Source organism: Enorma shizhengliae (assembly GCF_009676995.1).
In the GTDB taxonomy this organism is placed as follows: domain Bacteria; phylum Actinomycetota; class Coriobacteriia; order Coriobacteriales; family Coriobacteriaceae; genus Enorma; species Enorma massiliensis.
The window spans coordinates 65,358-79,611 of sequence record NZ_VTFZ01000005.1 but is presented as its reverse complement, the minus strand read 5'-3'; the positions used below and the strand labels follow the sequence as shown (position 1 = coordinate 79,611).

Genomic DNA, 14,254 nt, shown 5'->3' with positions numbered 1-14,254 from the left:
TGACCGCGCGGGAGGGTATCATGGAGGCACGCCGTTGCCCGGTTGGCGAGCGGCCACCTCGGCGCCGTCGACCGTACTGCACGAAGGAGAATCCATGGAGTCGCTCTATCGTAAATACCGCCCGTTGACGTTCGAGAGCGTGGTGGGACAGCGACATATCGTTTCAACGCTGGAGCATGCCATCACAGAGGGCCGCTTGAGTCACGCGTACCTGTTCTGCGGCCCGCGCGGCACGGGCAAGACGACCATGGCGCGCATCCTTGCCAAGGCGCTGCTCTGCGAGCGCGCCGCCGCCGCCCGCGCCGAGGGCGCCTCTGGCTGCATGCCGGATGGCTCGTGCGAGGAATGCCAGCGCATCGCCGAGGGCACGCATCCGGATGTCTACGAGCTCGACGCTGCAAGCCGCACCGGCGTGGATAACGTCCGCGAGGAAATCATCAACTCGGTGAGCTTCGCCCCGGTGCGCGGCGCATACAAGATCTATATCATCGACGAGGTCCACATGCTCACCACGCAGGCGTTCAACGCCCTGCTCAAGACGCTCGAAGAGCCTCCCGAGCATGTGCTGTTCGTGCTCTGCACGACCGATCCTCAAAAGATTCCCGAAACCATCCTTTCGCGCTGCCAGCGGTTCGATTTTCACCGTATCGGCAACGATGACATTGTGGGCAGGCTCGCCTACATCTGCGAACAGGAGGGCTTCGACTACGATACCGAGGCGCTCGAAATCGTGGCGAAGCACGCCCGCGGCGGCATGCGCGACGCGCTGTCTACGCTGGAGCAGCTGTCGGTATTCGGCAACGGCTCGGTGCATGCATCGGACGCTCGGGCACTGCTGGGTGAGGTGTCGGGCACGGTGCTCTCAGAGTTCAGCCGGGCCATCGCGGCGCGTGACGTGGCCACGCTCTTCGGGCTCGTGCGCACGCAGGTTGATACCGGCGAGGACCTCATGGAGCTTACGCGCGACCTCGTGGCGCACACGCGAGATATATATATGGTAAGCGTGGCGGGTGCGCGCCCCGAGCTCTTCGATGGGGCGGAGGACGTCGAAGCGCTGGCCGAGGAGGCCGGGCTGTTCGGGACGGCCGACCGCCTGGCGCGCGCGCTCACGGTGCTTGACGACGCTGCGCTCGAGATGCGCACGGCAGCAGATACGCGCCTGGTGCTCGAAATCGCACTTACCCGGCTTGCTCGCCCCGAATCCGACCTAACGCTCGAAGCGCTTGCCGAGCGAATTGACCGCTTGGAGTCCCGGATTGCTTCCGGTGTGCCCGCAGCGCCTCTTGATGCGAGCGGGGTGGCTGCGCTTGCCGGCGTGCGAGGGGCGGTGACGAAGGCGCCCGTGCCGAACGAGGCCAAGGCGCCCATGCCAGCCGGGGCGCCCGTGTCGGCTGAGGCTCCCGCGCTGGCGGGAGCTTCCGGTTCGGCTGGAACTTCCAAACCCGATAAGGTATCCGCTCCCGCCGGGGCAGTCGTCTCTGCGGCGGAGCAGGCTTTCGCGCCGGCGGGGGCAAAAACCGCCGAATTTGCGGGGGAGCAGATGGCATCGCCGGTTGAGGGCGACGCGTTCACCCGTGCCGAGGCTTCCCATGCTGCTGGTGAGGCTCATCGCCCATCGGTGAGCACGCCGACCGAGGCTGCCGCCGCACATGTTGAGGAGCGTGGCGCGGTGCCCGTCGCCCCCGTTGTTCCGCAGGATTCTAGGGTGATGGATCCTTCGGTTCGCGCCGAACGGCGGGAAGCCGACGTGCGTTCTGATCAGGGAGTTCAGGCCGCGCGTGCTACCGGGCGGGGGCCCGCACGTGCCGGAGGGCCCGGGGCTGAGCACGCTTCCGGTTCCGAAGCTGTTCGCCCGGCGAGCGGAGCGGGGCAGGCTGCCCCGACCGCAGCGGCAGCTCCCTCGCGCCCTTCGGCAGCCGCCGCCCCAGCCGCTTCCTCGCGCCCGTCTGCGGCCGAGATCGCTGCGTCGGCTGCGGCCCCCACGCCCGCGGTGACCGATGCGGGCGAGCTGCAGCGCAAGTGGAGCGATGTGGTGAAACGGGTTACCGCGGCCCAGCCTTCGAGAGGTGCGCTTCTGCAGAGCTCCCGCGCGCAATCCGACGACGGGTCCGCGCTTACGGTGAGCTTCCCTCCCGGTTCGGGCTTTGCGATCACGATGCTCGGCCGGCCGGACACGCAAGAGGTCGTGCTTCCGCAGGTGTGCGCTGTTTTTGGTAACCGTGCGGTGCACTACGTGATGGATGGTTCTGCCGCTGCGCCGAAAACTTCCGTCCCACAGCCTTCAGCTCCTGCTGCTTCTGTGCCGGAGGCACCTGCATCGGCCGCACGGCCCGAGGCCACGGCGCCGCCGGGGCCCCAGGTCGCAGAGGCCCCGGCGGCGTCCCAGGTTGCAGCGGAATCGTCAGCCCCGGCGACCCATTCCTCTCCTGCTGCTTCGGCATCGCCCGATGCGTCCGAGCCAGTGGCCAAAAAACCCTCAGCCATGCCGGCCGCCCAGGAACCCGCATCCGGGCTGTCGCCAGATTCTGCTCCGTGGGCTCCTGCCCCGGCGGAGCTTGGCCCAGCGCCTGAGCCATCCCCCTCGGTGCCGGAGCGCAAGCTAGATCCCGCTCCCTCAGAGCCCGCCCAAGCACCGGCCCCTGCTTTCGCAAAGCCCGTCCAGGCACCGGCCTCCGAGGCCCCTGCATGGGATGACGACCAGGTGCCCTACGACGACGCTGCCGCCATGGCATATGACGACGACCTGCCCCCGTTCGATTTGCCCGGTGCGGATCTCGATGCTGCCGCATCACCGTTTCCCGCTCCTGCGGCTAGCTCTTCTGCAACCTCTGTGGTAGCGGCTCCTACGACGGTTTCTTCCGCAGCCTCCACGGCTGGCGCGCCGCAGGTCGCTGCTGCTGCGGCGCCCTCAGCGCAAGCGGCTGCGTCCTCGTCGTCTTCGCAGCCGAAGGCATCTTCTTCCGATGTCGCTCAACCTGCCGCTCCGTCATCTGTTCCCTGGGCTACGCCAGCCGCGTCCCCGATGCCGGCGGCCGGCGGACCTTCCGGCTCTGTGCCCTCAGCCCCTGATTCGGCCCCTGCAATGCCGGCTCCCTCCGTCTCCATGGGCGACGAAGGCGCTGACGATATTGCATCGGTGCTGGGCAGCGTATTCGGCGACGGAGTAAAGGTGACGCAGGTGGGCGGCGCGGAGTAGCGCGCTCGTTCATGGTACGATGCCAACGTCAAATTTCGCGGCGCGCCCGGTTTGCCAGATGCGCGCCGCACCGCAATCAAAGGAGTTCCCATGGCTCAGATGAACATGCAGCAAATGATGAAGCAGGCTCGCAAGATGCAGGAACAGCTCGCCGCCGCACAAGAGACCATCGCGCAGTCCACGGTCGATGCGTCGGCCGGCGGCGGCATGGTCAAGGTCACCGTGAGCGGCGACATGCAGGTCACTTCGCTCAAGATCGATCCGGAAGCCATCGACCCCGAGGACGTCGAGATGCTCGAGGACATGGTTATGGCAGCTGTGAACGAGGCCCTGCGCGGCGTCGGCGAGCTTGCGAACCGCCAGATGGGCGCCGTTACCGGAGGCCTCAACATTCCGGGCATGCCGTTCTAAGTTCACTCGATTCGGAAATCAACGGTTGTTTTTGGACTAGTCGAGTAGCACGAAACTGCACAAGTGTTCTACCTGCAAATTCTTTTGCCAAGGACACCGCTCCACTAGGTTCATTGCGAAATAACCGTTGATATCCGTCGCGAATGTGCTTGCACACGGTGCGTGTGACCCCGTAACACCGAATGTCGCTCGTGGAAGCCGATGAGGAAGGATGCCATGGCGAGCAACCAAGATTTGCAACGCTTGCTCGATGAGCTGGGGCGTTTGCCGGGCATCGGTCCCAAGAGTGCCCAGCGCATCGCCTACCACCTGCTCGAAGCCGACGCCGACGAGGCGCGCCGTTTGGCGCAGGCCATCCTCGATGTGAAAGAGCACGTGCACTTCTGTAGCCGTTGCTTTAACTACGCTACGGCCGACGAGTGCCCCATCTGCATGGACAGCATGCGCGATCGCACGCGCATCTGCGTGGTTGGCGAGCCGCGTGATGTGACCGCCATCGAGCGCACGGGCAGCTACCACGGCTTGTACCACGTGCTCGGCGGCGTGATCAGCCCCATGGACAAGATCGGTCCGGAGCAGCTGCATATTCGCGAGCTGCTTATGCGCCTGGGCGAGGAAGACATCCAAGAGGTCATCATCGCTACGAACCCCAACATCGAGGGTGAGACCACCGCGAGCTACCTCGCACGCACCATCAAGCCGCTGGGCGTGACGGTGAGCCGCTTGGCGAGTGGCCTGCCCGTGGGCGGCGACCTTGAATACGCAGATGAGCTGACCCTCGGCCGCGCCATCGAAGCCCGCCGCGCACTCTGAGGCACCCCGCTTTGCCGCTCACTCATCGGTCGCCGCGCGTAAGGCGTGCTCACTCCTCGTCCGTGGCAATTCAGAGCACCTCAGATCGTGATTTCCTGCACGGCGTTTTTATCGCTGCATATTTGGAGTTACGTTCTGCTCACCGTTTCAGATTTGGAGTTAAGGGCAACGAGCGCTGCAGATCAGGAGTTATCGGCCTCTGTAGGTGGCCTTAACTCCATATATGCCGCGCTCGCTATGCATAACTCCAGATTTGCTGCACTCGGAGGGCGGGCCGGTGACGGTAACTCCAATTTTGCCGCGCTCGGCGAATCTCGGCCCCGTGTAACTCCAAATCGGCGACGTTGAGCGGTAGCGTGCCCGCCTTGGGCATGCGGTAACTCCAAATCTGCAACGTTGGGCGCGGATAACTCCAGATTTGCAGCGCTGATCGGGGGGGGGGTGGCTTCGGAGCCGGTCCGGTGGATGGGGGATAACTCCGGACCTGCCACGATGGGCGCAGCCCCTCCAATTCACCTCACCTATTCAGATTCACGATTACGCCTGCCGTGAACGCGGTACAATAACGACGCATATGGATTTTCGCCAGCAGACGGCTTCCCCTCATCGCCGAAGCCCGACGCATGCGGCCGCGCCAATTGCGCAGACACGGCCTAGTACCAGCGATTTTCCAAGAAATGCGGAAAAGCCCCGGCGCACCAGGCACCGGGAACCTGTATACCTATGAGAGGAGAGGGTATATGGCGCGCAAGTTCAAGTCCATGGACGGCAACGAGGCCGCCGCATACGTATCGTATGCGTTCACCGAAGTTGCGGGGATTTACCCCATCACGCCGTCCAGCCCCATGGCCGACCATGTCGACCAGTGGGCAGCCCAGGGGATGAAGAACATCTTCGGAACCCCGGTGAAGGTCATCGAGATGGAGTCCGAGGCGGGCGCCGCGGGCACCGTCCACGGCTCGCTCTGCGCCGGTGCGCTGACCACCACCTACACGGCTTCCCAGGGCCTGCTGCTCATGATCCCGAACATGTACAAGATCGCTGGCGAGCACCTGCCGGGCGTGTTCCACGTCTCCGCGCGTACGGTTGCCTCCCACGCGCTCAACATCTTCGGCGATCACTCCGACGTGATGGCCTGCCGCCAGACCGGCTTCGCCATGCTCGCCGAGACCAACGTCCAGGAGGTCATGGACCTCGCCGCCGTGGCGCACCTTTCCGCCATCAAGGGCCGCGTGCCGTTCCTGAACTTCTTCGACGGCTTCCGCACCTCGCATGAGATCCAGAAGGTCGCCGTGTGGGACTTCGACGATCTGGCCGAGATGTGCGACATGGACGCCGTCCAGGCGTTCCGCGACCACGCCCTCAACCCGGAGCACCCGCACAACCGCGGCACCCACGAGGACGGCGACGTCTTCTTCCAGCACCGTGAGGCCTGCAACACGACCTACGACGAGCTGCCCGCGGTGGTCGAGGACTACATGAACCAGGTGAACGAGAAGCTCGGCACCAACTATCACCTCTTCGACTACTATGGCGCGCCGGATGCGGACCGCGTCGTGGTCTGCATGGGCTCCTTCTGCGATACCCTCGAGGAGGTCATCGACTACCTCAACGCCCATGGCGAGAAGGTCGGCCTGATCAAGGTCCGTCTGTATCGTCCGTGGTCCATCGAGCACTTCATCGCTGCGCTGCCCGAGACCGTCAAGAAGATCGCCGTGCTCGACCGCACCAAGGAGGCCGGTTCCATCGGCGAGCCGCTCTACGAGGACGTCGTCTCTGCGCTCTATGAGTCCGGCAAGACCGGCATCAAGGTTGTCGGCGGCCGCTACGGCCTCGGTTCCAAGGACGAGCCGCCCGCGGCTGCGTTCTCGGTCTACGAGGAGCTCAAGGCCGACGAGCCCAAGCGCGAGTTCACCATCGGCATCGTCGACGATGTCACCAACCTCTCCCTCCCCATGGACGCCGACGCGCCCAACACCGCGGCCGAGGGCACCATCGAGTGCAAGTTCTGGGGCCTTGGCGGCGACGGTACCGTGGGCGCCAACAAGAACTCGATCAAGATCATCGGCGACCACACCGACAAGTACGTTCAGGCCTACTTCCAGTACGACTCCAAGAAGACGGGCGGCGTGACCATCAGCCACCTGCGCTTTGGCGATCAGCCCATCAAGAGCCCATACTACATCACCAAGGCCGACTTCGTGGCGTGCCACAACCCCAGCTACATCACCAAGCACTTCAAGATCGCCCAGGGTGTGAAGCCCGGCGGCACGCTCATGATCAACTGCCAGTGGGACTTCGACGAGCTCTCGAAGCACCTCTCTGCGGCTGAGAAGCGCTACATCGCCAAGAACAACGTGCAGCTCTACACCATCAACGCCATCGACCTGGCGGTTCAGGTGGGCATGGGCAAGCGCACCAACACCATCCTCCAGTCCGCGTTCTTCACGCTCGCCGGCGTGCTCCCGCAGGAGGATGCCATCAAGTACATGAAGGATGCTGCCGAGAAGTCCTACGCCAAGAAGGGCCAGGACGTCGTCGAGGCCAACTGGAAGGCCATCGATGCCGGCGCCACCGCCTTCGTGAAGCATGAGGTTCCTGCCGAGTGGGCCGACGCCGCCGACGAGGCTCCCGCCGCCGAGCTCAAGGGCCGTCCCGAGCTCGTCAAGCAGGTCAAGAACATCATGGAGCCCATCAACCGCATGGAGGGCGACGAGCTCCCCGTCTCCGCGTTCGTCGATCACGCCGACGGCCAGTTCGAGCAGGGTGCCTCTGCGTACGAGAAGCGCGGCGTCGCCGTCATGGTGCCGCATTGGGACGCCGACAAGTGCATCCAGTGCAACCAGTGCTCGTATGTGTGTCCGCACGCCACGATCCGCCCGTTCGGCCTGACCGAGGAGGAGATTGCGAACGCGCCCGAGGGCATGCGCACGCTCGACATCAAGATGCCGAAGGACACCGGCCTCAAGTTCACCATGGCCATCAGCCCGCTCGACTGCATGGGCTGCACCAACTGCGCCAAGGTCTGCCCGAAGAGTGCCCTCACCATGGTGCCGCAGGAGCAGGAGCTCGAGGAGCAGAAGACCTTCGATTACTGCGTGGCCGAGGTCTCGCCGAAGCCCGTGCTCGAGGCTGCAAACGTCAAGGGCAGCCAGTTCAAGCAGCCGCTGCTTGAGTTCTCTGGTTCCTGCGCCGGCTGCGCCGAGACCGCCTATGCGCGCCTCGTCACCCAGGTTTGCGGCGACCGCATGTTCATCTCCAACGCTACCGGCTGCTCCTCCATTTGGGGCAACCCGGCTGGCCGTTCGCCGTACACGGTCAACAAGGACGGTCATGGTCCGGCGTGGAACAACAGCCTCTTCGAGGACAACGCCGAGCACGGCCTGGGCATGGCGCTCGGTTACGAGGCCGTTCAGAACAAGCTCGTGGTGCTGACCGAGGAGCTCATCGCTGCCGAGGGTACGCCCGAGGACGTGAAGGCTGCCGGTAAGGCCTGGATCGACGCTCGCAAGGACGCCGAGGCATCCAAGACCACCGCTGCTGCCTACATCGCGGCCCTCGAGGCTTGCGGCTGCGACAAGGCCAAGGCGATCCTCGCCGACAAGTCCTTCCTCACCAAGAAGAGCTTCTGGATCTTCGGCGGCGACGGCTGGGCGTATGACATCGGTTTCGGCGGCCTCGATCACGTGCTCGCCAGCAACAACGACGTCAACGTCTTCGTGTTCGACACCGAGGTGTATTCCAACACCGGTGGCCAGGCCTCTAAGGCTTCGAACCTCGGCCAGGTGGCCCAGTTCGACGCGGCCGGCAAGACCACCAAGAAGAAGAGCCTTGCCGAGATCGCGATGAGCTATGGCTATGTGTACGTGGCCCAGGTTGCCATGGGCGCCAACCCCGCTCAGACGCTCAAGGCCATCCAGGAGGCCGAGGCCTACGACGGTCCGTCCCTCATCATCGGTTACAGCCCCTGCGAGATGCACTCCATCAAGAAGGGTGGCATGCAGAACTGCCAGGCCGAGATGAAGAAGGCCGTGGAGTGCGGCTACTGGAACCTCTTCCGCTTCAACCCCGCCGCCGAGGTGGGCAAGAAGTTCGCCCTCGACTCCAAGGAGCCGAAGGGCGGTTATCAGGAGTTCCTGATGAACGAGGCCCGCTATGCTTCGCTCACCCGTTCGTTCCCCGAGCGCGCCGAGGTGCTCTTCAAGGAGAACGAGGAGGCCGCAATGGCCCGCTATCAGCACCTGCTGAAGCTCAAGGATGTCTACGCTGAGGTCTAAGGCCTGAGTTCTAGCTCCTTATAGGAGGCCCCGGGGGATTCCCTCGGGGCCTCCTTTCGTTTGAATGAATCGCGCATACCGGGTGCCTGCGATTCATCAAGGGCTCCGGGTTGCTCCCGGGGCCCTTTCTCCTCTTGTATGCGGCGGGTATTCAGAAGGCTCTGCGCCGGCGTAGCGTGATGCGTTGTTGGGTACAACTGACGTGACTGCGCACTACACGCGCGCTGAGCGAAGGGGAGACACATGGCAGAGATCGAAGAAAAAATGGTCGATAGCTCAACTACGGACGACCTGGAAGATGCTTATGCGGACGCGATGCCAGAGGAGGTGCCCTCTGCCGAAGACGGAGGCCATCTGGTTCCCGGCGACGAAGGCGAGCACGACGCCGAGCTGCACGAGCAAATCTTGACGCAAGAGACCATGTGGAGCGGCAAGATCTTCGATGTCGAACGCATGGAGGTCAAGCTTCCGAACGGTCGTTGTTCCGTGCGCGACGTGGTGCGCCATTGCGGGGCCGTAGCCATCGTTGCCCTCACGGAGAACGGAAAGATCGCGCTCGTGCGCCAGTACCGCACGGCGCTCGACCGCGTGACGGTGGAGATTCCCGCGGGCAAGATGGACCCCGGCGAGGAGCCGCTCGACTGCGCGAAGCGCGAGCTCAAGGAGGAGACCGGCTTTGTAGCGGGGCGCATCGCCTACCTCACGACCATCGCCACCTCGGGTGGATTTACCGACGAGCTCATCCATATCTACCTTGCTACCCAGCTTTCGTTTGAGGGGGCCCAGCCCGACGAGGACGAATTCCTGAACGTCGAGCTGGTCGATGTGCAGGAGCTCGTGGATGCCGTGCTCGATGGCAAAATCGAGGATGCTAAAACGGTGGTGGGCGCGCTTGCCTGCGATGTCATGGCGCATCGGCTTGCTGCGGACGACGCCATGCAGGGAGACGAGGGCTCCGTTGCGTGACACTGAAGGCAGCCGCGTCGATTAAACCCGATTTCTGAGGGCCGTGTCCAATGGGCGCGGCCCTTATGCTCACAATACCGCAGGTATCGATGGGTGTTTGATTGCTCCCTTGGTGCGGGAGTCTGAAAAACTGGATTAATTCGGCGGCACGTGCCTGTCTGCCCGAGCAGGCTAGGAATGCGGGCCGTTTTACGCCGTGCGCGGTACGCGGTCGCGCATGCGTCGAGCTATCTCGCAGATGCCCTTGAGGGTGAGCTGCCCGTCGACAACATCGAATACGTTGGTTGAATCTGCCACGATGTTCGCAAGCCCTCCGGTCGCGATGACGCGGGCTTCGGGCGCCCCCAGCTCGGCCCGGATACGGCCAACAAGCCCCTCGACCATAGCAGCCGTTCCGAGCACGGCGCCGCTCTGCACGGCCTCCTCGGTGGTACGGCCGATGGCGTGGGGCGGCGTCTCCAGCGGGATGCTTGCAATTCGGGCGGCTCGGGCAACGAGGGCGTCCATCGAGATGCGCAGCCCCGGGGCGATTGCGCCGCCGATGTAGTAGCCGTCGGAATCGACCACGTCGATATTGGTCGCCGTGCCGAAGTCGACCACGATCGACGGCGCTCCGTAGAGCTTTTCAGCGGCCACGGCGTTGGCGATACGGTCGGCGCCCACCTCCTCGGGATGTGGAGCGTGGATGCATGTAACGGCGGCGGTGTCCGCTCCCACGGCGATGCTTCTCGCTGCGATGCGCTGAGCGAAGGCGCGCCATTCGCGGGTGAGCTGCGGGACCACGCCAGCGAAGGCGATTTCGTCTACGCATTCAAGGGTAAGGCCGTACATGCGCAGGTAGCCGAGCAGACGAACATGGATTTCGTCCGCAGTGAACGTGCGGTCGGTTGGCATGCGCCAAGAGCGTACGAGCTCGTCGGCGTCGAAGAGGCCGAGCGCCGTTTGCGTGTTTCCCATATCTATGGCGAGGAGCATGGGCCTCCCTACGGTCGTTTCGTCACGAACTTGGAGTTTGGTGACGGTATGCGTTGCGCCATCATTGTATACCAAGGCTCCGTCCGCCATTAAAGCGTTTCAAAGAGTTGCTATACTGAGATACCATGCCGAAATCGGCAATACACGATGTGGAAAAGTAGCGGGAGCAAGATGGCGCGAGTTAACATCAGCGACGTGGCACGCGAGGCGGGCGTCTCGCTGGGAACGGTATCGAATGCGATCAACCACCCAGAGCGCGTGCGCCCCGAGACGCGTCGGCTGATCGAAGAGGCCATCGAGCGCCTGGGCTACCTTCCCAACCAAAGCGCGCGCCTGCTGGCCGGGGGGTCCAACGCGGTAATCGGGCTCGTTTTGCCGCGCCTCAACCATGGTTGCAGCGTCCAGATAGCAAGCGGTGCCCGCAACGAAGCCGAGCGCGCGGGCCTCGATCTTGTCATCATGAATTCAAACGAAAACGCAGAGGTTGAAAGGCGCTATCTGCGGTTTTGTACTGGTATGCAGCTTGCTGGCGTGCTGGTGCAGCCATCGACGTATCGGGTGTCTCCGCCCCAGCATGCGCCTTCGGTGCCGGTGGTGTACCTAGGTGCCCTGGGTGCGCCGCGTGAGGTGCTCTCGGTTTCGGCAGACTATCGGGCTCAGGGCCGCTTGATTGCAGAGCATGTCGTCGCGTGCGGGGCACGCAGGGTTGCCGTGATCGGATATGCTTCGCTGCCTCCGCTTGCCGAGCGCCTTGCGGGCATACAATCCGTTGGTGCCGAGCACCCTGAATGCTCGTTCGAAGTGCTTGATGAGGGAAGCCGTTGCGGATCTACTGATGGTGCTCGGTTGGGGGAGAAGCTTGCGAAGCGTGCGAGCCGCGAGCGGCCGGATGCGATCATAGGCCTGGCAGATGCTATCGCGGCGGGAGCCATCCAGGGTGTCCAGGCGGCAGGGTGCGATGTGCCGGGCGACATCATGGTAGCAGGGTGCGATGGAAACCCCCTTGCCTGGGGAGGGGCGGTGCCGCTGACCACCTGTTCGCCTGCTGGATACGAGATTGGCCGCAAAGGGGTCCAAATGCTCGTGGGCCAAATCGCGGCTATGGAAGAGAAGAACGGCCGGAGCGGTGCGGTCGGGGCTCAGGGCAGCGTGATCGGCATCCGGAATGGCGGGGGGAGTGCCCGCGGTGCGGCCGAAGCCCACGGCACGGGTGGCGCCCGGGGAGTGAGTGGCACCCTGGGAGTGAGTGGCACCCTGGGTGTGGGTGGTACCCGCGGCGCGGAGGGTGCGCGGGGCGCCCAAGGTTCGGGCGGCGCCTCCAGCACTGATGCCATCCGAAGCGGCACAAGCCGGGTTGCGGTGAGGCCTTCTGCCGTGCTGCGCGGCGAGGCCACGCATGAGCTCGTTCGGCCCTTTTTGCTGGAGCGAGCGAGCACGGTCGGGCAGGGGGCGGCGCATAGGTCGGAGCTTTCTGGGCTCGGAGCGGTCCGCGCGTTTGCCGAGCTCGACATGGGCTCGTATCTTTAGCGGCTTTTGCGGGTTTGGCGTTACGCAATCTCCTCGTTGCGCAGCCTAATTGCGCCCGCGAGCTCATCGAGCGAGCCGAGCACATCGACGCACATCGATCGAATCTCGGGCGTGGGCTCAATCGTATCCGGCACCAAGAAGACCGACATGCCAGCTGCGGCTCCTGCGCGAACCCCGTTGGGGGAGTCCTCGACGACTGCGCACTCCTCGGGCCGCATGCCGAGGCGTTCGGCGGCGAGCAGGTAGATATCGGGGGCCGGTTTGCCGTGCTCAATCTCATCGCCACAGGTGATGCTGTCAAAATACGCCTGCATGCCGAACGGTTCGAGCTCACGCTCCGCAACCGGACGATACGACGAAGTGGCGAGTCCCAGCGCGAAGCCATGATCCTTGAGCACGGAGAGCGCCTTCGCGGCAAAGGGCTTGGCTGCGAGCTCGTTTTCCATGAGCTCTTCTTTGATACTCCGATGGAGCGAAAAGAGCTCGTGGGCAGTTGCTTCGGTAATTCCCAGGTGTTCGACGAGCATGTTGGTAACGGCATCGGCCGTGCGTCCTACGAAGCTTTTGATCAGCTCTTCGCTCACATCGAGCCCCAGGCGTTCGCCAGATGCCAGCCATGCGCGCGCACTGAGCAGCTCGGTGTCAACGAGGGTGCCGTCAAGATCGAAAAGCACCGCTTTAATCATAGGGGTTCCCTTCACGAAGGTTCATGCTCTGTCGCTGCGAATGTTTGGCTAGGCCAGCGGCGGCAGCGCGAGCGTGCTGCTACGGTCGTGTGGCGGGTCAGCATCGATTGCATGGGCGAGCCGATGTGACGGGCCGACGGACCGTCGACGAGATGACCACATTATTGTGCCAGAGCAGGCCTGCGATGGGTACAAGAGGGACCGGAAACCGCGAAGAAGTCGGAGGATGACGTGGAACGCGAAACGCGGGAAAAGCTGCAGGCGCTCGAAGAGCTGCTTGATTCTTGGAAATCGGTTGCCGTCGGATATTCCGGGGGTGTCGACAGCACCTTTTTGGCTGCGGTTTGCGCGCGAGCGGTGCCGAGTCGAGCGGTGCTCATGCATATCGAGACTCCGTTTTCGGCAACGCCTGAGCTGGCGTCGGTTGAGCGGGCTGCAGTATCTGGCGGGTCGGCGTTCGGGCTGCCGCTCATCGCGGTTCCCCTCGATCCCTTCTCTTTGGAAAGCGTTGTTCGAAACGACGAGAACCGCTGCTATTACTGTAAGTTGGCTGGATTTTCGGCAATCTTGGCCGAGGCGCGGGCGCGCGGCATCGAGGTGGTCGTGGATGGTAGCAACGCGGACGATGCGGGCGATTATCGGCCTGGCATGCGCGCCCTCGAGGAGCTTGGGGTGCGTTCCCCGCTTCTAGAGACTGGCTGGCACAAGGATGAGGAGCGTGCGCTGCTGCGTGAATGGGGCATCCCGATGTGGGGCATGCCGGCCGGCGCATGCTTGGCGACGCGCATCCCGTGCGGCGAGCCGCTTACGGAGCGGAAGCTCGCCGCCGTGCGCGCTTGCGAGGACTATCTGCATGAGCATGGGCTTCATCAGGTTCGGGCGCGCTTGATTGAGGGGTCCTTGCAGGTTGAGGCTTCGTCCGAGGATTTGCGCGTGCTTGCATCGGCGGGAGCCCCTGCAGATGCCAGTGACGGAGCGAGTGTGCCGCACGAGGAGGGCGCATGGCATGGGGAGAGCGCGCCGAGCGAGGAGGGCGCGTCGCGCGTCGCGCTTCCAGAGGAGATGAGCGCCCATCTTGCAGGCTGTGTTGACGGCGTGGTGAACCCTTACGTTGTGCTTTACAGCAAAGGGAGCATGAACAGGTGAGCCGCTCTCGAATCTTGATGAATAGAACGAAACATAAACGCAGGTAACAAATTTCCGAAATGTATAGAAAAGTATGCTTCGGTTAATTGGCGTGATTTGGGTAGTCAAATTTGCGCTAAGTCGGTCTTTTTATCTGGGAAACGGTGGTCAATATTCGTAACCGTCCAGGTAGTGTGGGGTGCGAGAGGCCGTCTACCTGCACGATGACAAAAACGCACCCTCGAATTCCAGTATACATGACCGATTTAGCGCAAATT

At 63.5% G+C, this 14,254-nt stretch carries 9 protein-coding genes; 7 read left to right on the top strand and 2 right to left on the bottom strand.

The annotated features are described in order from the left end of the window. Positions 1–94 precede the first annotated feature (94 nt). The 5 genes from dnaX to GJE22_RS04980 all read left to right on the top strand — a co-directional run bounded on the left by dnaX (position 95) and on the right by GJE22_RS04980 (position 9,663). Positions 95–3,196, top strand: a complete 3,102-nt coding sequence (gene dnaX / locus GJE22_RS09955; protein ID WP_218957891.1) for a DNA polymerase III subunit gamma/tau — start codon at positions 95–97, stop codon at positions 3,194–3,196. A 90-nt stretch (positions 3,197–3,286) separates the two neighbouring features. Continuing rightward, on the top strand, positions 3,287–3,607 hold the full coding sequence (locus GJE22_RS04995; RefSeq protein WP_019128736.1) for a YbaB/EbfC family nucleoid-associated protein: 321 nt from the start codon (positions 3,287–3,289) through the stop codon (positions 3,605–3,607). A gap of 216 nt (positions 3,608–3,823) precedes the next feature. Continuing rightward, complete coding sequence (gene recR / locus GJE22_RS04990; RefSeq protein ID WP_144688228.1) at positions 3,824–4,420, top strand: recombination mediator RecR; 597 nt, start codon at positions 3,824–3,826, stop codon at positions 4,418–4,420. Between the two features lie 740 nt (positions 4,421–5,160). Next, positions 5,161–8,697 (top strand): pyruvate:ferredoxin (flavodoxin) oxidoreductase, encoded by a 3,537-nt coding sequence (nifJ, locus tag GJE22_RS04985; protein WP_144688229.1) that lies wholly within the window; start codon positions 5,161–5,163, stop codon positions 8,695–8,697. 243 nt (positions 8,698–8,940) lie between these two features. Further along, on the top strand, positions 8,941–9,663 hold the full coding sequence (locus GJE22_RS04980) for an NUDIX domain-containing protein (protein WP_186297412.1): 723 nt from the start codon (positions 8,941–8,943) through the stop codon (positions 9,661–9,663). 189 nt (positions 9,664–9,852) lie between these two features. Here the strand turns inward: GJE22_RS04980 and GJE22_RS04975 are convergent, their stop codons facing one another. Continuing rightward, the gene (locus tag GJE22_RS04975; RefSeq protein ID WP_144688230.1) at positions 9,853–10,638 is read right to left on the bottom strand and encodes a type III pantothenate kinase; all 786 of its coding nucleotides are present in this window, start codon (positions 10,636–10,638) and stop codon (positions 9,853–9,855) included. A 171-nt stretch (positions 10,639–10,809) separates the two neighbouring features. Between GJE22_RS04975 and GJE22_RS04970 the strand changes: the two genes are divergently transcribed. Beyond that, positions 10,810–12,165 carry a LacI family DNA-binding transcriptional regulator gene (locus GJE22_RS04970; RefSeq protein ID WP_235895817.1) on the top strand — a complete coding sequence of 452 codons (1,356 nt, stop codon included), beginning with the start codon at positions 10,810–10,812 and terminating at the stop codon, positions 12,163–12,165. A 20-nt stretch (positions 12,166–12,185) separates the two neighbouring features. Here the strand turns inward: GJE22_RS04970 and GJE22_RS04965 are convergent, their stop codons facing one another. Beyond that, positions 12,186–12,851 carry an HAD family hydrolase gene (locus tag GJE22_RS04965; protein ID WP_144688231.1) on the bottom strand — a complete coding sequence of 222 codons (666 nt, stop codon included), beginning with the start codon at positions 12,849–12,851 and terminating at the stop codon, positions 12,186–12,188. A gap of 231 nt (positions 12,852–13,082) precedes the next feature. On the opposite strand from GJE22_RS04965, the gene GJE22_RS04960 reads away from it, so the two are divergent. Next, a complete protein-coding gene (locus tag GJE22_RS04960) occupies positions 13,083–13,997 on the top strand; it encodes an ATP-dependent sacrificial sulfur transferase LarE (protein WP_144688232.1) in 915 nt (304 codons plus the stop codon). Positions 13,998–14,254: the final 257 nt, after the last annotated feature.